This is a genomic window from Curtobacterium sp. AC268, from assembly GCF_979258745.1.
In genome coordinates this window covers 2,111,411-2,134,537 of sequence record NZ_OZ409878.1, presented here as the reverse complement: position 1 = coordinate 2,134,537, position 23,127 = coordinate 2,111,411, and the positions used below count along the sequence as shown (strand labels likewise).

Annotated in this window: 22 protein-coding genes and 1 pseudogene; 19 read left to right on the top strand and 4 right to left on the bottom strand. The window is 71.6% G+C overall.

Translation table 11 applies throughout. The features are described 5' to 3' along the window. The first annotated feature begins 123 nt into the window (after positions 1-123). From ACZZ9K_RS10100 to ACZZ9K_RS10040, 13 genes and pseudogenes are all read left to right on the top strand, one after another. Complete coding sequence (locus ACZZ9K_RS10100) at positions 124-1,353, top strand: Gfo/Idh/MocA family protein (protein WP_463443970.1); 1,230 nt, start codon at positions 124-126, stop codon at positions 1,351-1,353. A gap of 276 nt (positions 1,354-1,629) precedes the next feature. Continuing rightward, positions 1,630-2,703: an ABC transporter substrate-binding protein gene (locus tag ACZZ9K_RS10095; protein ID WP_463443969.1), complete on the top strand. Its 1,074-nt coding sequence runs from the start codon at positions 1,630-1,632 to the stop codon at positions 2,701-2,703. Between the two features lie 149 nt (positions 2,704-2,852). Continuing rightward, a complete protein-coding gene (locus ACZZ9K_RS10090; protein ID WP_463443968.1) occupies positions 2,853-3,689 on the top strand; it encodes a carbohydrate ABC transporter permease in 837 nt (278 codons plus the stop codon). Beyond that, complete coding sequence (locus tag ACZZ9K_RS10085) at positions 3,686-4,546, top strand: carbohydrate ABC transporter permease (RefSeq protein ID WP_260678769.1); 861 nt, start codon at positions 3,686-3,688, stop codon at positions 4,544-4,546. The genes ACZZ9K_RS10090 and ACZZ9K_RS10085 overlap by 4 nt, the downstream gene beginning before the upstream one ends. Further along, on the top strand, positions 4,543-5,316 hold the full coding sequence (locus tag ACZZ9K_RS10080) for a hypothetical protein (RefSeq protein ID WP_463443967.1): 774 nt from the start codon (positions 4,543-4,545) through the stop codon (positions 5,314-5,316). Before ACZZ9K_RS10085 ends, ACZZ9K_RS10080 begins: the two co-directional genes overlap by 4 nt. Positions 5,317-5,350: 34 nt before the next feature. Further along, positions 5,351-5,545 carry a hypothetical protein gene (locus tag ACZZ9K_RS10075; RefSeq protein ID WP_017887924.1) on the top strand — a complete coding sequence of 65 codons (195 nt, stop codon included), beginning with the start codon at positions 5,351-5,353 and terminating at the stop codon, positions 5,543-5,545. A 54-nt stretch (positions 5,546-5,599) separates the two neighbouring features. Continuing rightward, positions 5,600-7,285, top strand: coding sequence for a bifunctional 3'-5' exonuclease/DNA polymerase (locus tag ACZZ9K_RS10070; protein ID WP_463443966.1), 1,686 nt, complete (start codon positions 5,600-5,602; stop codon positions 7,283-7,285). Positions 7,286-7,328: 43 nt separating this feature from the next. Then, on the top strand, positions 7,329-8,147 hold the full coding sequence (locus ACZZ9K_RS10065; RefSeq protein WP_463443965.1) for a phosphatase PAP2 family protein: 819 nt from the start codon (positions 7,329-7,331) through the stop codon (positions 8,145-8,147). Positions 8,148-8,258: 111 nt separating this feature from the next. Next, positions 8,259-9,839, top strand: coding sequence for a serine/threonine-protein kinase (locus ACZZ9K_RS10060; protein WP_463443964.1), 1,581 nt, complete (start codon positions 8,259-8,261; stop codon positions 9,837-9,839). A 72-nt stretch (positions 9,840-9,911) separates the two neighbouring features. Then, positions 9,912-10,811, top strand: a pseudogene (locus ACZZ9K_RS10055) (GH92 family glycosyl hydrolase); the annotation flags it as partial. A 100-nt stretch (positions 10,812-10,911) separates the two neighbouring features. Continuing rightward, positions 10,912-13,065, top strand: coding sequence for a GH92 family glycosyl hydrolase (locus tag ACZZ9K_RS10050; protein ID WP_463443963.1), 2,154 nt, complete (start codon positions 10,912-10,914; stop codon positions 13,063-13,065). Between the two features lie 34 nt (positions 13,066-13,099). Then, entirely contained in the window at positions 13,100-13,336 is a 237-nt protein-coding gene (locus ACZZ9K_RS10045) for a hypothetical protein (protein ID WP_173032661.1), read from the top strand. 64 nt (positions 13,337-13,400) lie between these two features. After that, a complete protein-coding gene (locus ACZZ9K_RS10040; RefSeq protein ID WP_138802103.1) occupies positions 13,401-13,613 on the top strand; it encodes a hypothetical protein in 213 nt (70 codons plus the stop codon). Between the two features lie 112 nt (positions 13,614-13,725). On the opposite strand, the gene ACZZ9K_RS10035 is transcribed toward ACZZ9K_RS10040, so the two are convergent. The 3 genes from ACZZ9K_RS10035 to ACZZ9K_RS10025 all read right to left on the bottom strand — a co-directional run bounded on the left by ACZZ9K_RS10035 (position 13,726) and on the right by ACZZ9K_RS10025 (position 16,075). Beyond that, entirely contained in the window at positions 13,726-14,253 is a 528-nt protein-coding gene (locus ACZZ9K_RS10035; RefSeq protein WP_463443962.1) for a GNAT family N-acetyltransferase, read from the bottom strand. 37 nt (positions 14,254-14,290) lie between these two features. Continuing rightward, entirely contained in the window at positions 14,291-15,229 is a 939-nt protein-coding gene (locus tag ACZZ9K_RS10030; protein WP_259586708.1) for an aldo/keto reductase, read from the bottom strand. 90 nt (positions 15,230-15,319) lie between these two features. Beyond that, complete coding sequence (locus tag ACZZ9K_RS10025; protein ID WP_463443961.1) at positions 15,320-16,075, bottom strand: SDR family NAD(P)-dependent oxidoreductase; 756 nt, start codon at positions 16,073-16,075, stop codon at positions 15,320-15,322. A 34-nt stretch (positions 16,076-16,109) separates the two neighbouring features. On the opposite strand from ACZZ9K_RS10025, the gene ACZZ9K_RS10020 reads away from it, so the two are divergent. Then, a complete protein-coding gene (locus ACZZ9K_RS10020; protein WP_463443960.1) occupies positions 16,110-16,931 on the top strand; it encodes a putative RNA methyltransferase in 822 nt (273 codons plus the stop codon). Positions 16,932-16,950: 19 nt separating this feature from the next. Here ACZZ9K_RS10020 and ACZZ9K_RS10015 read toward each other — a convergent pair whose 3' ends face one another. Further along, positions 16,951-17,370: a VOC family protein gene (locus ACZZ9K_RS10015; protein ID WP_463443959.1), complete on the bottom strand. Its 420-nt coding sequence runs from the start codon at positions 17,368-17,370 to the stop codon at positions 16,951-16,953. A 62-nt stretch (positions 17,371-17,432) separates the two neighbouring features. Here ACZZ9K_RS10015 and ACZZ9K_RS10010 point away from each other — a divergent pair, with 62 nt between their 5' ends. The 5 genes from ACZZ9K_RS10010 to kdpC all read left to right on the top strand — a co-directional run bounded on the left by ACZZ9K_RS10010 (position 17,433) and on the right by kdpC (position 23,098). Next, positions 17,433-18,377, top strand: a complete 945-nt coding sequence (locus tag ACZZ9K_RS10010; RefSeq protein WP_463443958.1) for a helix-turn-helix transcriptional regulator — start codon at positions 17,433-17,435, stop codon at positions 18,375-18,377. A 251-nt stretch (positions 18,378-18,628) separates the two neighbouring features. Next, positions 18,629-18,718, top strand: a complete 90-nt coding sequence (locus ACZZ9K_RS10005) for a potassium-transporting ATPase subunit F (RefSeq protein WP_017887940.1) — start codon at positions 18,629-18,631, stop codon at positions 18,716-18,718. After that, positions 18,718-20,400 (top strand): potassium-transporting ATPase subunit KdpA, encoded by a 1,683-nt coding sequence (gene kdpA / locus ACZZ9K_RS10000; protein ID WP_176709537.1) that lies wholly within the window; start codon positions 18,718-18,720, stop codon positions 20,398-20,400. The genes ACZZ9K_RS10005 and kdpA overlap by 1 nt, the downstream gene beginning before the upstream one ends. Next, positions 20,397-22,496 (top strand): potassium-transporting ATPase subunit KdpB, encoded by a 2,100-nt coding sequence (gene kdpB / locus ACZZ9K_RS09995; RefSeq protein WP_463443957.1) that lies wholly within the window; start codon positions 20,397-20,399, stop codon positions 22,494-22,496. Before kdpA ends, kdpB begins: the two co-directional genes overlap by 4 nt. A gap of 2 nt (positions 22,497-22,498) precedes the next feature. Next, positions 22,499-23,098 (top strand): potassium-transporting ATPase subunit KdpC, encoded by a 600-nt coding sequence (kdpC, locus tag ACZZ9K_RS09990; protein WP_463443956.1) that lies wholly within the window; start codon positions 22,499-22,501, stop codon positions 23,096-23,098. The last annotated feature ends 29 nt before the right edge of the window (positions 23,099-23,127 follow it).

Sequence of the window (23,127 nt, the reverse complement as noted above, 5' to 3'; positions counted from 1 at the left end):
CGGTCCGGACGTTTCGATCGTGTAAAACCCTCCCCGGCACGGATGCGTGAGCGATCTGTGAGCGCCTATTGTGCATTCATGATCGATTCGGCATCATGGGCGTCACATTCACGCAAGGGAGCGATGAGCATGGGCGCTGACAACGCAGGACTCCGCGTCGCGGTGATCGGGATGGGCCAGCGGTCCGCCATCGCGCGCCACGTGGCCGAGGCAACGGCCGACGACCCGTCGCTGCAGGCCCGGGTCGTGGCCGTCGCGGACGTCACCGCGGCCGGCCGGGACCGTGGGCACGACGAGTACCCGGACGCCCTGGTGGTGGAACACCACCGTGACCTCACCGGCCACGTCGACGCGGCCATCGTCACCACGCCGGACTGGACCCACGCCGAGATCGCGATCGACCTGCTCCGCGTGGGCATCGCCGTCTACCTCGAGAAGCCGCTGGCCATCACGGTCGAGGACGCCGACGCCGTCCTGAACACCGCTGCGGAGACCGGCACGCCGCTGTACGTCGGGCACAACTTCCGGCACGCCGCCGTCGTCCGCCTGATGCGCGAGATCGTGGCCCGCGGCGAGATCGGTCAGGTCAAGGCCGTCTGGTGCCGGCACTTCGTCGGCAACGGCGGTGACTACTACTTCAAGGACTGGCACGCCGACCGCAGCAAGGTGAACTCCCTGCTGCTGCAGAAGGCGAGCCACGACCTCGACGTCATCCACGCGCTCGGCGGGGGTGACACCGCCCGGGTCGTCGGCATGGGGTCGCTGTCGGTCTACGGCGACGTCACCGACCGGCGCGACCGCAGCGGCGAGCTCATGGGGGACTGGTTCTCCCACGACAACTGGCCGCCGCTCGCCCAGACCGGGCTGAACCCCGTCGTCGACGTCGAGGACGTCTCGATGGTGATGATGACGCTCGACAACGGGGTGCAGGCCAGCTACGAGCAGTGCCACTTCACCCCGGACTACTGGCGGAACTACACCGTCATCGGCACCGAAGGACGACTCGAGAACATCGGCGACACCGGTGGTGGCGTCGTGAAGGTCTGGACGCACCGCCGGGGTTGGGACACCGCGGGGGACCGCGAGTACCCGATCGACGGCGTCGAGGACGGTCACGCCGATGCCGACCTGCTCACCATGACCGAGTTCCTGCGGTCCGTCGCGTTCGGCGAACCGTCGGAGCTCTCCCCGATCGCGGCCCGTGCCGCGGTCGCCGCCGGCGCGCTGGCCACGCGCTCGCTCCGCAACGGGTCCGTCCCCATCGACGTCCCCCCACTGCCGGCCGACACCATCGCGCACTTCACCCCCTCCACCCCCTCCACCCCGCATCCCGCCCAGACCGTCGGCTCCTGACGGCCGTGCGAAAGGACACCCCGATGACCGCACACATCCCCACCCGAGGAACCGGCGTGCGCCGCGTCCTCCTCGGCGCCGTCGCCGCCCTCGGCGCGGCCGCACTCCCTGGCCGGCTGCTCCTCGTCGTCCGGGGCGTCCGGCTCCGCAGGCGACTACGAAGCCGCGCCGAAGGACACCAAGGCGTCGCTGACCTACGCCGTCTGGGACGAGAACCAGGTCAAGGCCATCAAGGCCAACCTGAAGGGCTTCAACGAGGAGTACCCGGACATCAAGGTGAGCGTCGACGTCACGCCGTTCGCCAACTACTGGACGAAGCTGCAGACCCAGGGCTCGAGCAACACCCTGCCCGACCTGTTCTGGATGAACGGCCCGAACTTCCAGCTGTACGCGGCCAACGGCAAGCTCGCGCCGATCACCGGCGAGGTCGAGTCGGGTGACATCGACGCGTCGAAGTACTCGAGCGCACTCAACGACCTGTACACGTACGACGACACCCAGTACGGCGTGCCGAAGGACTTCGACACCATCGGCGTCTGGGTGAACAAGTCGCTGTTCGAGCAGGCCGGCATGGACCTGCCCTCCAAGGACTGGACCTGGGACGACTTCCAGCAGACCGGCGCCGAGCTGTCCGAGAAGCTGCGGGCGAAGGGCGCCTACGGCGCAGCCGGTGGCATGGACGGCCAGACGACGTACTACAACACGATCCTGCAGGCCGGGGGATCGGTCGTGAACGCGGACGGCACCGAGTCCGAGTACGCCACGAAGCCCTCCGAGGACGGCCTGCAGTTCTGGACCGACCTGATCGACTCGGGGGCTTCGCCCTCGATCAAGCAGCTCACCGACACCACGGCCGACCAGTGGTTCACCTCGGGCAAGCTCGCGATGTACCAGGGCGGCAGCTGGTTCCGCTCCGCGCTGACCGGCACCGAGCTCGAGAAGGACGTCGTCGCCTACCCGCTGCCGAAGGGCAAGGAGCAGGCGACCGTCATCCACGGTGTCTCGAACGTCGTGTCCGAGGCGAGCAAGGACAAGGCAGCCGCCCAGGCGCTGCAGGTCTACCTCGCGGGCAAGACGGCCCAGCAGCAGCAGGGCGACATGGGCGCGGTCATCCCGGCGTACGAGGGCACGCAGACCGCCTTCACGAAGACGATGCCCGACGCCGACCTGCAGGTGTTCCTCGACGCGGTGGACTACGCGAAGCCGCTGCCCGTGTCGAAGAACACCGCCGCGTGGAACACCCTCGAGACCACCCTGCTGCCGAGCGCCTTCGACGGGTCGAAGCCCGTCGACCAGGTGGCAGAGGACCTCGCACAGAAGATGGACGCCGCCCTCGCCAAGGAAAAGTAGGACCCGCGCGTGACGATCAACACCGAGCGGCCCCCGGCCGCAGCCACCCCCGCCCGGACGACACGTTCGTCCGGGCGGGGCGCCCCGCGCCGCGCGCCGACGGCGGCCGAGCGCCACGACGGACCGACGGCTGGTGGCCGTGGCTCTTCGTGCTCCCGCTGCTCCTCGGCGTCGGTACCTTCTACATCTGGCCGATCATCCAGACGTTCTGGTACTCGTTCACCAGCTGGGGCGTCTTCGGGGGCGCCACGTTCACCGGCGTCGCCAACTACGTCCGACTCGTCGGTGACCCGCAGCTCTACCAGTCGCTGTTCAACACGGTGATCTACACCGTGATCGTCCTCGCCGGGATCCCGATCGCGGTGTGGCTCGCCAGTCTGCTGAACACCCCGGGGCTGCGATTCGCCCAGTTCTACCGGGTGCTCTTCTTCCTGCCGTACGTCGCCATGCCCGCGGCGATCGCCCTGGTCTGGCGCATCATGTACAACGGCGACTACGGCATCGTGAACTGGTTCCTCGGGAACTTCGGCATCGACGGTCCGTACTGGATCTCGACCCCCGGCTTCGCGCTGATCGCGGTGAGCCTGGTCGGCCTCTGGTCGTCCCTCGGGTTCTCGATGATCATCCTCGGCGCCGGGCTCAAGGACATCCCGCCGGAGCTCTACGAAGCCGCGGAGCTCGACGGCGCGAGCCGGTGGCGGCAGTTCCGCTCGGTCACCGTGCCGTTGCTCAGCCCGAGCATCTTCTTCGTGGTGATCGTCACGACGATCTCGAGCTTCCAGCTGTTCGACCTGCTGTACGCGATCCTCGGCAGCACCAACCCGGTGATCCCGAAGACGATGTCGCTCGTCTTCTACTTCTACAGTGCCGGGTTCATCGACAACGACAAGGGCTTCGCGGCCGCGATCGCGATGGTGATCTTCCTGCTCATCGGCATCGTCACGCTCGTGCAGTTCCGCGTCCAACGGAAGTGGGTGCAGGGATGACCGCCACCGTCACACCGCCTCGGACCACGCGTCGGCCCGGCCGTCGCGGCGGCAGCCACTGGTGGATCCACGTCGTGCTCGGCATCGGCGGGTTCGCGATGGCGTTCCCGTTCCTGTGGCAGATCATCATGTCGCTCTCCACGAACGCGCAGGTGCAGTCCGTCACGCCGGTCTTCTGGCCGGGGGAGCTGCAGTGGCAGAACTACGCGCAGGTCTTCGAACGCCTGCCGTTCCTCAGCCAGCTCGGCACGTCCGTGTACGTCACGATCATCCGCACGCTCGCGCAGATCGTCCTGTGCACGCTCGCCGGGTACGCCTTCGCCCGGATGCGGTTCCGCGGTCGGGCAGCCCTGCTCGCGATCGTGCTGTCGATCCTGCTCGTGCCCTCGCAGGTCTACCTGATCTCGCAGTACCAGATCGTGCAGGGGCTCGGCTGGCTCGACACCCTGATGGGGATCGTCGCACCCGGGCTGTTCAGCGCCTTCGGCACGTTCCTGATGCGGACCGCGTTCCTGAACATGCCGCCCGAGCTCGAGGAGGCAGCGCGGATGGACGGTGCGAACCCGTTCCAGACGTTCTGGCGGATCATGCTGCCCCTGGCCCGTCCCTCGATCAGCGTGCTCGCGATCACGACCGTGCTGTGGTCGTGGAACGAGCTGCTCTGGCCGCTCGTGGTCTCCACCCGCGCCGAGGACATGCCGCTCGCCGCCGGCCTCGCGACGCTGTCGAGCGACCGCACGATCGACTACCCGGTACTGATGGCCGCCAGCCTGATGGCGATGGCACCGGTGCTCATCATGTTCGTCGTGCTGCAGCGTCGGGTGATGGACGGGCTCGCGTCGTCCGGTCTGAAGTGACCACCGTGACCCCCGGCCGGGAGGCCCGTCCCGCGTCCGTCGCGGTCCTCGCCGCCGCCGTGGGGTCACCGGACGACTCCGCGACGGTGGCGGCCGCACTGGCCGCCACCGTCGCCGACGCCGGGTCCGCGGAGCGGGACGCGCGGCTGGTGGCGGCACTCCGCGCCGCGGTGCCGGACACCGCCGACGCCCTCGCGGAGCGTGGGCTCCCGCGCGCGCTCGCCGAGGCATCCGTCGCCGACGTCGACCGCAAGCTCGCGCGCTACGGGCTGCACGGCACCGGGGTGGAGTGGCTCGTCGCCGTGGTGACCGGGCGTGTGGTGGCCGTGGGGCGCCTCCAGTTCGAACTCGGCGACCACCTGGCGGACGGCACGCCGGCCTGGGGTGTGCACGTGCCGGAGACCGGGCCGCTCGACCCGGTGGCCTGCGACCGCTCGTTCGCCCGCGCACCCGAGGTCCTGCGCGGCCTCGCACCGCAGCTCGCTGCGGACCGGTGGCAGTGCCGCTCCTGGATGCTCGATCCGGGCCTGCCGGCGGCGCTCGGTCCCGATGCCAACCTCGTGCGCTTCGCCCGGCGCTTCCGTCTCGTCCCGCCGGGGGAGCACGATGCGACCGAGGGGGACGCCAGCGTCGCGAACTTCGTCTTCGGGGTGCCGTTGGCCGCCGCACGGTCCGCGGCGCCGTCCGGTCGGTTGCGCGCGGCGGTGCTCGACCGGTGGGCGAGCGGTGGGCACTGGACCGAGCGGACCGGCACGGCACCGGTCGCGTGACCGCCCGCAGCTGCGGCCGCGTACCGTGCACGGCATGACGAAGCCCGACCACGACCACCTCGACGACGGCGTCGACATGACGTTCGAGGAACGCCGACAGGACACGTTCCGCCGCATGTCCGGATCCGACGAGCACGACGCCGACCCGCGGGTCGAGGTCTCCCGTGCCGAGGACGGCGACGTCCGCATCGACGTCGCCGACACCGCGGCGGTCCGACCCGGCGAGTGACACCCGTTCCGGCCCTGGTCCGCCGGGGTCGGTGGGGCACGGCATGATCGTGTCGTGCACCTCGTCCTCCGCCGCGTCGACGGCGGCGTCCTCGCGACGCCCCTGACCGACGCGGGGACCGCCGGAGGCGAGCCGATCCGCCTGGACGAGCCGGGCCTCCCGGCCTTCGTCGCGGCCCACGATGCACCGGGCGTGCGCTGGGTGTGGGACGACACCGCCCGCTGGTACCCGGCGGTGCTCGCCGCTGGCGGGCGAGTCGGACGCTGCGTCGACCTACGCCTCGGTCGTCGTGTCCTGCGGGCTGCGCTCTCGGCACGGGGATCCGCGCTCGCCGCTCGGCCGGCCGACGCCCTGGACGCCCCGGTCGCGGAACCCCGCGTGGTCCGGCCGACGCAGGCCCAGCTCTTCGACGACGCCCTGTTCACCGCCGCTGCGCCCGACGACGAGGTCGACCCGGTGGCGGAGCTCCGGGCGCAGCTCGCCGCGGTGGCGGGGTCGAGCGCTCCGGGTGCGCTCCGCCTGCTGCTCACCGCGGAGTCGGCCGGTGCGCTCGTGGCGGCCGAGATGCTGCACGCCGGGCTGCCGTGGCGTGCCGACGTGCACGAGCGGCTGCTCGAGGACGCCCTCGGGCCGCGCGTGCCCTACGGGGTGCGACCGCGACGCCTCGAGGAGATCGCCGCCGTCGTGCGCGAGCGCCTCGACGACCCCGGGCTCAACCCGGATTCGCCCGCCGACGTCCTGAAGTCGCTGCGCCGGGCCGGCCTGATGGTCACGAGCACGCGGAAGTGGGAGCTGCAGGAGATCGAGCACCCCGTCATCGAGCCGCTGCTCGAGTACAAGCGCCTGGCGCGACTGCTCACCGCCAACGGCTGGACCTGGCTCGACGACTGGATCCGCGATGGACGGTTCCACCCGAAGTACGTCGTCGGTGGTGTCGTCACCGGGCGCTGGGCGGCCGACGGCGGGGGAGCGATGCAGTTGCCGAAGGGCATCCGCGGCGCGGTCATCGCCGACCCCGGGTGGAAGCTCGTCGTGGCGGACGCCGCGCAGCTGGAGCCCCGGGTGCTCGCCGCGATGTCCGGCGACCGGGCGATGGCCGCGGCCGGCGACGGGCGCGACCTGTACGACGGCGTGGTGGCGTCGGGGGCGGTCGAGACCCGGCAGCAGGCCAAGGTGGCGATGCTCGGTGCGATGTACGGGGCGACCCAGGGCGAGGGCGGTCGGCTCGTGCCACGCCTGGTCCGGGCGTTCCCGCAGGCGCTCGACATGGTGGAACGGGCCGCGCGTGCGGGGGAGCGCGGCGAGCCGGTGACGACGCTGCTCGGTCGGACGTCACCGGTGCCCGAGGACTCGTGGTTCGAGGCCCGGAACCAGGCGTACACGGTCGAGGGGACCCCGGCGATGCAGCGTGCCGTCGAGTCCCGCGCCCGGAGCTGGGGCCGGTTCACCCGGAACTTCGTGGTGCAGGGGACCGCGGCCGAGTGGGCGCTCGCGTGGATGGGTTCCCTGCGGTCGCGGTTGCTCGCGCGGTTCCCCGGAGCCGTGACGGACGGGCCGCACCTGGTGTTCTTCGTGCACGACGAGATCGTGGTGCACGCCCCGGCGGAGCACGCGGAGTGGGTGGCAGAGCAGATCCGGGAGGCTGCAGTCGATGCCGGGCGGCTGTTGTTCCAGGACTTCCCGGTGACGTTCCCGCTGTCGGTCGGGGTGGTGGGGGCGTACTCGGAGGCGAAGGACTGAGGCGGCCGGGACGGCTCCCGGCGGCTTCGGGCAGTGTGGACGGATGCACACCGAACACGGGGACGCCGCCGACCGCACCGTCGGCGAAGTCGACCTGACCCGTTGGCGCTCCCGTGCCGGCCGCAGCGTCGCCGGTGCGTGGACAGCGCTCGGCAAGCGCTTCGGCGCCATGCCCGTCCTGCTGCTGACCCTCGCCATCGGCCTGGGCGTCGCCGTCCTCGCCACGTGGATCGCCTCCGAGGTCTACGACGCCGTCCGTGAAGCCGACGACGTCGCGGTGCTCGACCGACCCGTCCTCGACTGGGCGCTCACACTCCGATCCCCCACGGCGGACACGCTCGTCACCTGGTGGACCGACATCGCGGGCACGATCGGGATGCCGATCGTCGCGCTCGGGTTCCTGGTCGGCTTCACGATCCAGCGCCGTGCGTGGACGCCACTGGTGCTCCTGGTCGCCGCGAGCGGTGGTTCGCTGCTCATGACGATCGCGGGCAAGGACCTGATCGGTCGCGCCCGTCCGCCGCTGTCCGACGCGGTGCCGCCGTACGAGACGTCGCCGTCGTTCCCGTCGGGCCACACGCTCAACTCCACGGTGATCGTGGGCACCATCGTGTACCTGCTGCTCCTGCGGCAGTCGCGCGTCGTCACCCGGGTGTGGACGATCGTCGTGGGCACCCTGTTCGTGCTGTCGGTCGGGGCGTCGCGGGTGTTCCTCGGGCACCACTGGCTGACCGACGTCCTGGCGGCGTGGGCGCTCGGACTCGCCTGGCTCGCCCTCGTGATCACGGCGCACCGGTTGTACCTGACGGCACTCCGCCACGGTGCCGAGCCCGCGCCGGACGTCGACCGCATCACTTCGTGAGCAGAAGAAGTCGGTTCGCTCGCCCGCACCCGACATCTTCTGCTCACGAAGTCGCCAGGCCCGCCCCCGAACGGCAGAGCGCCGTCAGCCGCGACCGGTAGGTTGCCGGGCATGGAAGAACGGGTCTTCGGCGGCAGGTACCGCGTCACGGGCACGCTCGGACACGGTGGCATGGCGTCCGTGTACCGGGCGGTCGACGAGCAGCTCGGCCGCGAGGTCGCGGTCAAGGTGTTCCGCATCGGCCCCGTCGACCGCGGTGAGCGCGCCCGCGCCGAGGCGGAGATCCAGACCCTCGCGACGCTGCGCGCCCCCGAGCTCGTCACGCTCTACGACGCCGCCCTCGACGACGTCGACGGCGACTCGTACCTCGTCATGGAACTCGTGCCGGGCAGTGACCTGGCGACCCGTCTGCGCGAGGGCCCGCTCGACCCCGCGACCGCCGCCCGCCTGGGCGCGCAGGTCGCCGACGGTCTGGCCGCCGTGCACGCGCAGGGGATCGTCCACCGTGACGTGAAGCCCGCGAACGTCCTGCTCGAGAGCGACGGCCGGCACGTCAAGCTCGCCGACTTCGGGATCGCCCTGCTCCGCGACGCCTCTCGGGTGACGGGGACGGGGACCGTGATGGGGACGGCCGCGTACCTGGCCCCGGAGCAGGTCCTGGCGAAGGAGATCACGGGCAAAGCCGACGTCTACTCGCTCGGGCTCGTGCTGCTCGAGTGCATGACCGGTCGTCAGCCGTTCCCGGGCAGTGCGGTCGAGTCGGCCACCGCTCGGCTGACCCGTTCGCCCGAGATCGACCGGCAGCTGCCCACGGCCTGGCGCACCCTGCTGCACGTGATGACCGCGCAGGACCCGGCGGAGCGACCGACGGCAGCCGAGGCTGCCGAGCGCCTGCGTGCGCTGGGCCGCGACGAGCCGACGAACGCGACGCAGCTCCTGCCCGGCGCGCCCGGTGCGGTGACGGCCGCGGCTGCCGGTGCTGCGGGTGCCGCGGTCGGCGCCGGTGCCGCCGCAGCGGCGAACGCCGACGACCGGACGCAGGCGATGCCGGCGAGCGAACTGCCGAACGGCGGCGCGCGTCCGGGCGACGACGCCACCCGCGTCCTCGACACCCAGCGCCCGAACCCCGCCGATGACGTCTCGACGACCGTCCTCGGCGCCCAGGCGGCCGACCGCGGCGCGGCGGGCCCGAGCGGGCCGACCCCGCCGCCGGTCGCGCCCCGCCCGGGCCGGGGCGACCAGCCGGAGGACCAGCCGGAGAAGAAGAAGCGCGGACCACTCATCGCCGCGATCATCGTGATCGTCCTGGTGCTCATCGGCATCGGGGTCGCCGTGTTCGCCCTCAACGGCGACGACGACGGCACCCCGGCCCCGACGGACACCACCTCGACCGCGCCGACCGAGCAGCAGCCGTCCGAGGGCCCGGGCGAGGAACAGCAGCCGAGCGAACCGGCCGAGCAGCAGCCCTCACAGGAGCAGCAGCCGTCGCAGCCCGCCGAGGAACCCAGCGAGCAGCCGAGCGAACCGACCCAGCCGGAGCAGCCCACGCAGGACCCGCCCGTCGGCCCGGAGCCGAGCACCCCGGCCTCGAACCCGGTGCAGGAGCCGCAGGACGGCACCGGTGCGGTCGACACCACGTCGGACACCGCTCCCGGCAAGTCCGGCAGCGCCCCGGGGCACAACAAGGGCTGACGACCAACACTGACGACCGGCACGGACACGCCGGGGTTTTCGTCCAGTCCCTGGAGCAAATAGGCTCGCCCCGTGCGAGAACTGCAACGGAGCGGTGGTCCGACGACGGCCGTGGCCGCTCGGAACGGTGTCGGGTTCGGTTCCGCGGAGGGCTGGCTCGTCGAACGACCAGCTGGCGGGTCGGTGGCCGAGGCGATCGTCCCCGGCTTCAGCGGACGCACCATCGCCACCGGCGACGAGCTCTCCTGGGTCTGGTTCCCCGAGCGGACCCTGCCCGACGGGGCGTCGGAACCGAGGGAAGCAGACCTGCCGCACTTCTGGGACGCCACGGCCTTCGCCGTCGACGTCGTCTTCACCGACGGCTCGCGGCTGCGTGACCACGCCGGGACCCGCGACCAGTACGGCGACGCGGTCACCCCGGACGCGCAGGACGCGGCCCGCAAGCAGTGGGTGGACCAGTGGAACCGTCGCGCGGTCGACCTCACGCCGTTCGCGGGGCTGGTCGTCGACCGCCTGGAGGCCCGGCTCGGCTCCGACGCACCGGCTGCGGCGGCCGACGGTGAGCGCCCCGCACTGCGCGGCTGGCTCGACGCCGTCCGGATCGGTCCCGCGCGTCCGACCCCGACGACCCCGCTCGGCCACGTCCGGACGACCCGTGGCACCCAGGCGTCCTCCCGGTTCTCCCGCGGCAACAACGCCCCGCTGGTCGGTGTCCCGCACGGCGGGGTGTTCGGCCTGCCGATGACGGACGCCTCGAGCAACCGCTGGCCGTACGCGTACCAGGAGCACGACCGGCTCGACGGCCAGGGGCGGCTCCGCCCGGCGATCCAGGCCTTCGCGACGAGTCACATCCCGTCGCCGTGGATGGGCGACCGCGGGGTGTTCCAGGTGATGCCCTCGCCACTCGACACCCCCGACGTCGATCGGTCCGCCCGCGCGCTCGGGTTCGACCACGCGGACGAGCAGGACGGCCCGAACCGCTACCGGGTCGCCCTCGAGCACGGGGTGACGGCCGAGCTGACCGCGGGGGAGCTTCGCCCTCGGGTTCCGGTTCACCGGCACCCGCAGCGTCGTGCTCGACCACCACGGCCGGGTGTCCGACGTCTCCGTGACGGTCACCGACGGCACCGCCGTGGTCGAGGCCGTCCTCGACGACCGCCCCGGCACCCCGCCGCACCACGTGCACCTGCGGGTCCCTGGGGTCACCGCCGACCACACGACGGTCGGCGAGCACGAGCTGCGCGGCTGGCTGTCCGTGGGGGAACCCGGGGGCACCGGCGGCCCGGTCGACGTCCTGCTCGGCATCTCGACCGTCTCGATCGAGGACGCCCGCGCGAACCTCGACGACGCCGGCTCGTTCGACGCCATGTGCTCCCGTGCCGAGGCGCTGTGGACCGAGAAGCTCGCGACGCTGTCCTTCGACGGCGCGAGCCCCGACCAGCTGACGAGCCTGTACTCCGGCCTGTACCGGCTGTTCCTCTACCCGAACCGTGCCGGGGAGACCGCCCTGACCGGCACCCCGCGGCACCGCTCCCCGTACGGCGACGTGCTGGCGGAGCCGATCCGCGACGAGCCCGGGCCGGAGATCGTCGAGGGCCCGTTCACCACCACGAACGGCTTCTGGGACACCTACCGCACGGCCTGGCCGCTCCTCGGACTCCTGACCCCCGAGACCGCGGGCGAGCTCGCGCAGGGCTTCGTCGAGCACCACCACGACGGTGGGTGGACGCCCCGCTGGAGTGCCCCCGGTGCCGAGGACTGCATGACCGGCACCACGAGCGACACCGTCTTCGCCGACCTGGCGGTGAAGGGCGTGCGCGGCTTCGACCTGGCCGAGGCGTACCGGAGCGCGGTGCGGAACGCGACCGTCCCGCCGCGTGACGAGCGCGTCGGACGCAAGGGGAGCCTCCCGGGTGCCTTCCGCGGCCACGTCGACACGGCGACCCACGAGGGGATGTCGTGGACCCTGGACGCGGCCATCAACGACTGGGGTCTGGCCGTCATGGCGGGCCTGCTCGCGTCGCGGGCCCGGACGCCCGCCGACCTGTCCCGCTACGAGGCCGAGGCCGAGTGGTTCGCCCGCCGGTCGCTGCAGTACCGGCACGTCTTCGACTCCGAGCGCGGGTTCTTCATCGGCCGCGACCCGGACGGCTCGTGGCGGGTCGGCACCGAGTTCGACCCGCGTGACTGGGGCGACGACTACACCGAGACGAACGCGTGGGGCACCGCGTTCACGGCGCCGCACGACGGTGCCGGCATCGTCGACCTGCACGGCGGGCCGGAGCGCTTCGACGCCGCTCTCGACGCGTTCTTCGCGACCCCCGAGACCGGGGCCCTGGCGCGCTCCGGCTCGTACGGCTTCCCGATCCACGAGATGACCGAGGCCCGCGACGTCCGGATGGGCATGCTCGGGCTGTCGAACCAGCCCGCGCACCACATCCCCTTCTTCCCGATGTTCACCGGGCGGCACGACGACGCGCACCGCATCGTCCGCGAATCGCTCGAGCGCCTGTTCGTCGGGTCCGACCTCGGCCAGGGCTACCCCGGCGACGAGGACAACGGTGAGATGAGCGCCTGGTACGTCTTCGCGACCATCGGCCTGTACCCGCTGGCGCCGTCAACCGGTACCTACGTGCTCGTGCCGCCGTCGGTCCGCAGGACGGTGCTGCGACAGCCTGGAGGGACGGCCACGGTCATCGAGATCGCCGCCGGCTCCGCAGGCGGGTACGTGGCGTCGGTGACGGTCGACGGCTCGCCCTGGACCTCGGTCACCATCCCGCACAGCGTGGTCGTGGCCGCGTCGCGGATCGAGTTCACGCTGTCCGACGAACCGCGGGGATGGGCGTCGGACACCCGCCCCGTCTCGGCCTCCGACGTGCACGGCTACCGGGACGCCCCGGTGGACGTCCTGCCCGTCGGGGTCTCGGCGCTCACCGACGACACCGGCCGCACCGTCACGGCGCTCGCCGCGGGGGAGTCCGTGTCCTTCGACGTGTCGTGCCCCGCCGCCTCGCTGTACACCGTGACGGTGGCATCGCCGGGGTCCTACTCGTGGCAGGTCGGCCTCGACGACGCCGTCACCGCGGTCGACGGCGCCGAGTTCACGTGGGCCGGCCAGACCCGGGTGTTCCGGATCCTCGGTGGGGGTTCGTCGTTCACGTTCACCGCCGGCACCGACCTGGCGCTGACGCAGCTCGAGCTCATCGCGGCCGACGGACAGCGTTGACCCGGCGTTCACCGAGCGGGAGCATGCTCGCCACATGTCGATGAGCGCACCGTTCGATCCCGAACAGCAGGGCCGGTCCATCCCCGTGGACGGCAGTGACGAGTCCGAGCTCGAGATGGAGGAGGACCGCGGCGCCGACGTCGGCGACGACTCCGCCGACCCGAGCGTCTCGCCCGTCAGCCACCACGACGAGGACGAGGCCGGCGGCGGCCCGGTGTTCCGGCGTCCGCACGCCGGTGAGCGGCTACACCCGGACGACCTCGCCGGCTGAGCGGTCCGGGGGTCCTCAGGCGTTTCTTGGGCGATTGCCAAGCGGCTCGGGCATGCTCGTGCGCATGTCGATCGCGAACTCGTGGGACCCGTCCGGTGGCCGTGCGATCCCGGAGGACCAGGTCCGCCAGGACGGGCTCGAACTCGACGAGGACCCGGCGATGCTGGGGATCTCGTTCGACGTCGTGGGTGGCGCCTCCGCCGACCCTGCCGGGGTGTCCCCGGTCGACGTGAACGTGCCGACGCCGAGGTCTGCTGGCGCCGACTCCGACGACTAGCGCGCCCCTGGTCGAAGCGGGCGTACCTGGTCGAATCGGGCATGCCTGGTCGGAACTTCTGACCAGGTACGCCCGAAAGCACCTTGCATCGCACGCGTTCTGGGAAGGAACCTCAGCGCGCGGAAGGGTCGAGGACCCGGTACTTGAACCCGACGTGCGAGCCGGTGAAGCCGAGGCGCTCGTAGAACCGGTGCGCATCCGTCCGTGCAGCGTCGGACGTGAGCTGCACGAGCGGGGTCCCGAGGGCCGGCGCAGCGACGTCGGTCACCCAGCGCATCAGGGCACTCCCGATGCCGCCGGATCGCAGAGCACTGCTGACCCGCACCGCCTCGACGAGCAGTCGGGTGGCACCACGACGAGCCATGCCGGGGATCCGGGTGAGCTGCAGCGTCCCGACGAGCTGCCCGTCGGGGTCCTCGGCGACGAGCAGCGCGTTCGCCGGGTCGTCCACGATCGACCGGAGTGCCTCGGCGTACTGCGGGCGATCCTCCGGTGCGGCGACGTCTCCACGCGCGGCGCTGATCGGGTCGTCGGACAACAGTGTCATGAGTGCATCGAGGTCCACTTCCGTGGCGTTCCGCAGCGTCACCTCGCCGGAACGTGTGGTCAGGCGGACGGGTAGGGCGAGATCGTGGAGCACGACCCCACCCTGCCCGACCCGACCGGGCCGTTCCTGCTCAGGGAACGGTGTGTCCAGCCGCGGTGAAGATCCGGTACCACTCCTCGCGCGACAGCTCGACGTCCGAGCCGGCGGCCGAGTCCCGCACGCGCTGCGGGTTCGTCGTGCCGAGGACGACCTGGAAGTGCGCGGGGTGGCGGGTGATCCACGCGACCGCGATGCCGGTCGGGGTGACACCGTGCGCCGCTGCGACCTCCTCGAGCACGTCGTTCAGTTCGGCGTACTGCTCACGGTCGCCCAGGAAGACGCCGTCGAAGAAGCCCTTCTGGAACGGCGACCAGGCCTGGAGCGTGACGTCGTTGATGCGCGAGTAGTTGAGGATGTCGTTGTCGCGATCGACCGACTGCTCGAGGCCACCCATGTTCGCTGTCAGGCCCTGCGAGATCACGTTGGCGTGCGTGATGCTCAGCTGCACCTGGTTGAACGCGAGTGGCTGGCGGACGTGCTTCTTGAGCAGGTCGACCTGGCCGGGGGTGTGGTTCGAGACGCCGAAGTGGTGCACCTTGCCGGCGGCGTGCAGCTCGTCGAAGGCCTTGGCGACCTCTTCCGGCTCGACCAGGGCGTCGGGGCGGTGCAGCAGCAGGACGTCGATGTACTCGGTCTGCAGCGCCTCGAGCGACTCGTGCACGGACTCGAGGATGTGCTCGTACGAGAAGTCGAAGTAGGCGCCCTTCGGCGTCGGTCGGATGCCGACCTTGGTCTGCAGCACGATCTCGGCGCGTTCCGCGGGCGACAGCGTGACCGCCGCGCCGAACCGCTGCTCGCAGCCGTGCCATTCGCCGTACACCGCGGCGTGGTCGAACATGTTCACGCCCGCATCGCGCGAGGCGCTGTAGAGCGAACGGATGTCCTCGTCGCTCATGTCGTTGATCCGCATCAGTCCGACGACGACGTCGGAAGCGGTGAGGTCTGTCTGTGGCAACTCCAGTGTCTTCACGCCCTCGATCCTGCCAGTCGGGCCCCGGTGCAGGCAGGCCCTGCCAGTACCTCAGGCGACGCCCGAACCCGCCGTCGGCGCACCTCGGGGTCAGTGGACGGAGAACCCGCCGTCCACCGCGATGGACTGCCCGGTGACGTAGGCCGACCCGGGCCCGGCGAGGAACACCGCCGCCGCGGCGAAGTCCGACGCCAGCCCGTTCCGGCCGACCAGCGTCCGTGCGGCGAGGGCCGCCACCGTCGCCGGGTCGGAACCCAGCCGCTCGTTGAGCGGGGTGCGCACGAAACCGGGGATGAGGACGTTGGAGGTGACCCCCTGCGCGGACCAGGCCTCTGCCTGGGACCGGGCCAGCGCCTCCAGACCGGCCTTGGAGACCCCGTACGCGCCGCTGGCGGCGAAGGGGCGGTGGGCCTGCTGCGAACTGATCGACACGATCCGTCCGTACCCACGGGCCGCCATCCCGGGTGCGAGCCGCTGCCCGAGCACGAACGGCGCGTCGAGGTTGACGGCCATCGTGGCGTCCCAGGTGGCCTCGTCGAGTTCGGGCATCGGCGGCCGCAGGTTGATCCCGGCGGAGTTCACCAGCACGTCCACGTCGCCAGCGGAGTCCGCGAGTGCGTGGGCTCCGGCGCGGGAGGACAGGTCCGCGACGATGCCGTCGGCCGAGCGGCCCGCCTGGCGGATGCCGGCGACGGTGGCGTCGATGGTCGCGGGCGTCCGGGCGGCGACGAGGACGTGGGCACCCGCGTCGGCGAGTGCGGTGGCGATCGCTCGGCCGATGCCGGAGCTGCCTCCCGTCACGAGTGCGGTGCGGCCGTCGAGGCCGAAGAGCTGCTGCAGCGACATCCGGTCAGGCTACCGAGGCCCGTACGCTGGGCCGGTGCGTGACGACCTGCTGCCGATGCTCGCCTGCCCCGTGTGCGCCGAGCCGCTCGGCCGCGTCGACGGCGGCCAGGTCGGCTGCCCGAACGGGCACCGGTTCGACGAGGCGAAGCAGGGCCACCTGACCCTCCTGCCCGCGAAGCGCCGCGCACTCACCGCGGACACCCCGGAGATGGTGGACGCGCGGCTGCGGTTCCTGGGGCGTGGGCACTACGCGCCCGTCGAGCGGGCGCTCGCCGCGATCGTCGCGGATGCCACCGCGCCCGGCATCGTGCTCGACGTCGGTTCCGGTCCGGGGACCTACCTGGCGCACGCGCTGGACGCTGCGAACGTTCCGGACGGGAGGCTCGGGGTCGCGTTGGACTTGTCGGCCGTCGCGATCCGGCGTGCGGCACGCGCCCACGAGCGCGCGGGGGCCGTCGTCGGGGACGTGACCGAGCGCCTCCCGGTCGTCGACGGCGCTGCCGCCGTCCTGCTCGACGTCTTCGCACCCCGCAACCAGGCCGAGTACGCCCGCGTCCTGCGCGCCGACGGCGTGCTCGCGGTGGTGACCCCGCGGGCCGGCCACCTGGCGGAGCTCGCCGAGGCGACGATCAGCGTGGACCCGGAGAAGGAACGCCGGCTGCACGACTCCCTGACGCCGTCGTTCGCGCTGCGGTCCTCCGAGGACCTGACGTGGACCATGGAGCTGTCGGCGGAGGACGTCCACGACGTCGTGCACATGGGGCCGAGTCACCACCACGTCGCGGCGGACACCGTGTTCGAGCCGGCGACGGTGACGGCCGCGGTCACCGTGTCGACGTGGACGCCGACGCGCTGACCGCGACCGTGAGGACCGACTAGTCGCCAGCCGGGGCGACGTCGAGCTGCCAGACCACGCCGAAGCGGTCGCGCAGCTGCCCGGCCAACGGTGCCCAGGCCGAGGGTTCCAGGGGCTGCCGGATCTCGGCGCCGTCGGACAGTGCGGCCCAGTACCGCTGGACCTCGGCGGTGTCGTCGCCGTGCACGAACACGTAGAAGGCGTTCGATCCCTGGTCGTAGGGCTGCCCGGGCCAGACGTCGAAGGCCATGACGCGGAAGCCGGCGGTCGTGGAGACCTGACCGAACACGATCCGGTCCGCCCAGGCCGGGTCGTCCAGGGCGCCCATCTGGCCGTAGGTGGCGGCGGTGACCTCGCCGCCGAAGACCGATGCGTAGAAGTCGAGCGCCGCGCGGGCGTCGCCGTCGAAGTTGAGGTGGGTTGTCGGTTCGATGCTCATGGGACGAGGATGTCGGCCGATGCGGTCAGGTTGTGTCCGCTTCTCGGACGAAGATGGACGTCATGGCCGGACCCTCCGCACGGATGCTCGCGCTGCTCTCCCTGCTCCAGGTGCACCGCGACTGGCCGGGCGACGAGCTCGCCGGGCGGCTCGACGTCAGTGCCCGCACCGTCCGCCGCGACGTCGATCGACTCCGTGGACTCGGGTACCGGGTCGAGGCGGTCCGCGGACCGGCCGGCGGCTACCGGCTCGAGGCGGGATCCGACCTGCCGCCGCTGCTCTTCGACGACGACCAGGCGGTGGCGATCGCCCTGGCGCTCGCCGTGGCGCCGGCCTCGGGGGCGGACGTCGCCGAGTCGGCGGCTCGTGCCCTGGCGACCGTTCGGCAGGTGATGCCCGCACGGCTGCGGTCCCGGGTCGACGCGGTGCAGGCCGTCACCGCGACGAGCCGGACCACCACCGACCCGGAGGTCCTGGTGGCGGTGAGCGAGGCCGTCCACCTGCAGGAGGTGTTCCGCTTCGGGTACGGCGACGACGAGACCCCGCACCGGGTGGAACCGCACGCCGTCGTCTCCCGGAACGGTCGCTGGTACCTGCTCGACCGGGATGTCGACCGCGACGACTGGCGCACGCACCGCATCGACCGGATCACGCCCCGGATGCGCACCCGCGTCCCCTTCACGCCGCGCCCGATCCCCGGCGGCGATGCGGCCGCGTTCGTGTCCGCGCGGTTCAAGGGGTCGGCGGTCGACGACGTGTGGCCGTGCACCGGTTCGGTGACCACGACGGCGGGCGACGCGCGGCGGATCGCGCCGTACCTGCCCGAGGACGCCGTGGTCGAGCAGCTCGAGGGCGACCGGGCCCGAGTCACCCTCGGATCGTGGTCGTGGGACGGGCTCGCCGGAGTCGTCGCCGGGCTGGCCGTCCCGATCCGGGTCGAGGGGCCGGACGCGCTGCGCCGAGCCGTTCGCGACCTGTCGACCCGACTCGCGACCGCGGCCGACTGAGCCGCCTCGGTCACGCGCGTTAGGAGCGTGCATGCGTCCGCCAGGGCAGCGTCAGGGATCCGTTAGGACCGCACTGGAGGCACGGCGCAGGACCCAGCATCGGTTCGGCACCACAAGTGGTGCCGGTCCGCGTCACCCGGCGCGGACACCGCAGAGCTTCTGGAGTCCCTCGTGTTCGACGTGTTCGTCGTCGCCGGTGTCCTCGCCGTGTTCGGCGTGGTGGCACTGATCGCCAAGGGGGTGGAACGGCTGTGATCGGCATCACCATCGCGGCCGCCGTCCTCGGCATCGCCGCAGTCGTGTACCTCGTCTGGGCGCTCGTGCGTCCGGAGCGCTTCTAGTGGGCGCCGCGGACGTCTGGGCGGGCATCGCCCAGGTCGCCACCCTCGTCCTGCTGCTCGTCGTCGCGTACCGCCCGCTCGGTGACTGGATGGCGAAGGTCTTCACGCCCGTCCGCCACAACCGGGTCGAGCGCGGGGTCTACCGGCTGATCGGGGTCGACCCGGACGCCGAGCAGTCCTGGCCCGTGTACCTGCGCGGCGTGCTGCTGTTCAGCGTCGCCGGGCTCCTGCTCGTCTACCTGCTGCAGCGCATCCAGGTCGTCCTGCCCGGCGACCTCGGGCTGCCCGCCGTCGGACCCTCGCTCGCGTTCAACACGGCGGCGTCGTTCGTGTCGAACACGAACTGGCAGTCGTACTCGCCCGAGGTCACCCTCGGCTACTCGGTGCAGATGGCCGGCCTCGCGGTGCAGAACTTCCTGTCCGCGGCCGTCGGTCTCTCGGTCGCCGTGGCCCTGGTGCGCGGGTTCGCCCGTCGCAAGTCCGGCACCCTCGGCAACGTGTGGGTGGACATCGTGCGCGGCCTCGGCCGTCTGCTGCTGCCCGGCGCGTTCGTCTTCGCGATCATCCTCGTCGCTGGCGGGGTCGTGCAGTCGTGGGGGAGCGGTACCGACGTCACCACGCTCATCGGCGGCACGCAGCACATCCCCGACGGGTTCGTCGCCTCGCAGGAGGCGATCAAGGAACTCGGCACGAACGGTGGCGGCTACTTCAACGCCAACTCGGCGCACCCGTTCGAGAACCCGCAGGCGTGGACGAACCTCGTCGAGATCTTCCTGATGCTCGTCATCCCGTTCTCGCTCCCGCGCACGTTCGGGCGGCTGGTCGGCGACGACCGTCAGGGCTACGCGATCCTCGCCGTGATGGGCGCGATCTTCCTCGTGTCGCTGTCGGTCATGTCGATCGCCGAACTCGGCGGCGGCGGTGTCGCCACACACGCTGCCGGGGCCGCGATGGAGGGCAAGGAGAGCCGCTTCGGCATCCTCGGTTCGACGCTCTTCTCGACCGCGACCACCTCGACGTCCACCGGTGCGGTCAACGCGATGCACGACAGCTACACCCCGATCGGCGGGATGATGGCGCTCGTCAACATGATGCTCGGCGAGGTCACCCCCGGCGGCGTCGGCTCCGGCCTGTACGGCATGCTCGTGCTCGCCGTCATCACGGTGTTCATCGGCGGCCTGCTCGTCGGTCGCACCCCGGAGTACCTCGGCAAGAAGATCCGCGCCAAGGAGATGACCTTCGCGGCGCTGTACATCCTCGTCACGCCGACGCTCGTGCTCCTGGCCACCGGGCTCTCGCTCGTGATCCCCGGGGTCCGCGAACAGGTGCTCGGGACGTCGATCTTCAACCCCGGCAACCACGGGCTGACCGAGCTGCTCTACGCCTTCACCTCCGGTGCGAACAACAACGGCTCGGCCTTCGGCGGGCTCACCGCGAACACCACGTGGATGAACTCCTCGCTCGGCGTCGTGATGCTGCTCGGCCGCTTCGTGCCGATGGTGTTCGTCCTGGCGCTCGCCGGGTCCCTCGCCGCGCAGGACCGGGTGCCGGAGACCGCCGGCACGCTGCCCACCCACCGCCCGCTGTTCATCGGGCTGCTCGGCGGCGTCGCCGTCATCGTCACCGCACTCACCTACTTCCCGGTGCTCGCACTGGGTCCGCTCGCAGAAGGACTGTCATGACCACCCCCGTGACCACGGAGTCGGAACCGCGCACCGCCGTGGAACCGGCCACCCGCTCGTCCGCATTCGGACCCCGCCAACTGGTGGCGGGCCTCCCGGGCGCCCTGCGGAAACTCGATCCGCGACTCATGTGGCGGAACCCCGTCATGTTCATCGTCGAGGTCGGCGCAGCGCTGACGACGGCGGCCGCCGTCGTCGAGCCGTCCGCGTTCACGATCGCGATCGCCGTCTGGCTCTGGCTCACCGTCGTCTTCGCCAACCTGGCGGAGTCGGTGGCCGAGGGCCGTGGCAAGGCGCAGGCCGACACCCTGCGGAAGACCCGCTCGACCACGAGCGCCCGCCGGGTGCTCGGGTACGCGACGACCGACGCGGCTGCTACCGGCAACGAGACCGAGGAGGTCGCGTCCGTGGACCTGGCCAAGGGCGACGTGGTCGTGGTCGTCGCCGGCGAGGTCATCCCGGGCGACGGCGACGTCATCGACGGCATCGCGTCGGTCGACGAGTCGGCCGTCACGGGTGAGTCCGCACCGGTCATCCGCGAGTCCGGCGGTGACCGCAGTGCCGTCACCGGCGGCACCCGGGTGCTGTCGGACCGGATCGTCGTGCGCATCACCTCGACGCCGGGTGAGACCTTCATCGACCGGATGATCCGCCTGGTCGAGGGTGCGGCACGGCAGAAGACGCCGAACGAGATCGCGCTGAACATCCTGCTCGCCTCGTTGTCGATCGTCTTCGTGATCGTCTGCCTGACGATGCAGCCCATCGCGGGGCTCGTCGGTGCGACGGTCAGCGTGCCGGTGCTCATCGCCCTGCTCGTCTGCCTCATCCCGACCACCATCGGAGCCCTGCTCTCCGCGATCGGCATCGCCGGCATGGACCGGCTCGTGCAGCACAACGTGCTGGCGATGTCGGGCCGTGCCGTCGAGGCCGCCGGGGACATCACGACGCTGCTGCTCGACAAGACCGGCACGATCACCTACGGCAACCGCCGGGCATCCCGCGTGGTGCCGGTGCCGGGCGTGAGCGAGGCCTCGCTGATGGAAGCGGCAGCCCTGTCGAGTGCTGCGGACTCGACCCCTGAGGGGCGCTCGATCGTCGACCTGGCGCGCGAGGACGGCGCCGCCGTCGGCCTGCCGGACGGCGCCGTCGAGGTGCCGTTCACGGCGCAGACGCGCATGTCGGGTCTCGACCTGCCCGACGGGTCGCAGATCCGGAAGGGTGCCGCTGCGGCAGTGCTCGCCTGGGCGGACACCACCGAAGCCGGTGTCGTGTCGGCCATCGATGCGACCGTCGCGGAGATCTCCGACCAGGGCGGCACCCCGCTCGTCGTCGGTCGCCGCTCATCGTCGGGCGCGGTCACGTTGCTCGGTGTCGTGCACCTGAAGGACGTCGTCAAGGACGGCATGGCGTCGCGGTTCGCCGAGCTCCGGTCGATGGGCATCCGCACGGTGATGATCACGGGCGACAACCCGCGCACCGCGGCCGCCATCGCCCACGAGGCCGGAGTCGACGACTTCCTCGCCGAGGCCACCCCGGAGGACAAGCTCGCCTACATCAAGCGCGAGCAGGAGGGCGGCAACCTCGTCGCCATGACCGGTGACGGCACCAACGACGCCCCGGCCCTGGCGCAGGCGGACGTCGGCGTCGCGATGAACACCGGCACGACGGCGGCGAAGGAGGCGGGCAACATGGTCGACCTCGACTCCGACCCGACCAAGCTCATCGACGTCGTCCGCATCGGCAAGCAGCTGCTCATCACCCGCGGTGCCCTGACCACCTTCTCGATCGCCAACGACGTCGCGAAGTACTTCGCGATCATCCCGGCGATGTTCCAGGCGGCGTTCCCGGGGCTCGCGGCGCTCAACATCATGGGGCTGCACAGCCCGTCGTCCGCGATCCTGTCGGCGGTCGTCTTCAACGCGCTGGTCATCGTGGCGCTCATCCCGCTGTCCCTGCGTGGCGTCAAGTACCGCGCGGCCGCAGCGTCGTCGATCCTCGGCCGCAACCTGCTCGTCTACGGGCTGGGCGGCGTGGTCGTCCCCTTCATCGGCATCAAACTGATCGACCTCGTGGTCGGTCTCATCCCGGGGTTCTAGTCATGGCATCTGCACGTTCCACCTTCCGTTCCGCCGGTGTGGCCATCCGCCTCACCCTCGTCGCCACCGTCGTCCTGGGCGTCGGGTACCCGCTCGCCGTCTGGGGCGTCGGCCAGGCGGCGTTCCACGACCAGGCCAACGGCTCGATGGTCACGGACTCGTCCGGCAAGGTCGTCGGTTCCTCGTTGATCGGGCAGTCGTTCACGGGCAAGCAGGCCGACCGCTGGTTCCAGTCACGGCCGTCCGCCGCCGGGGACGGCTACGACGCGGGAGCGTCCTCCGGCTCGAACCTCGGGCCGAACAACGCCGACCTGCTCAAGGCCGTCGAGGAGCGTCGTGCGGCGCTGGCGAAGGCCGACGGGGTCTCCGCCGCGCAGGTGCCCGCCGCCGCCGTGACCGCTTCCGGTTCGGGGCTCGACCCGGACATCAGCCCGGCCTACGCGTCCCAGCAGGTGGCCCGTGTGGCCTCGGCGCGCGGCCTGTCAGCGGACACCGTGCGGCAGCTGGTGGCGTCGCACACCGAGTCGCGGCAGCTCGGGTTCCTCGGTGAGCCCGTGGTGAACGTGCTCGCGCTGAACCTGGCGCTGGCGAAGGCGTCCTGAGCGTGGGTGATCCCTCCGCAAAACACCGG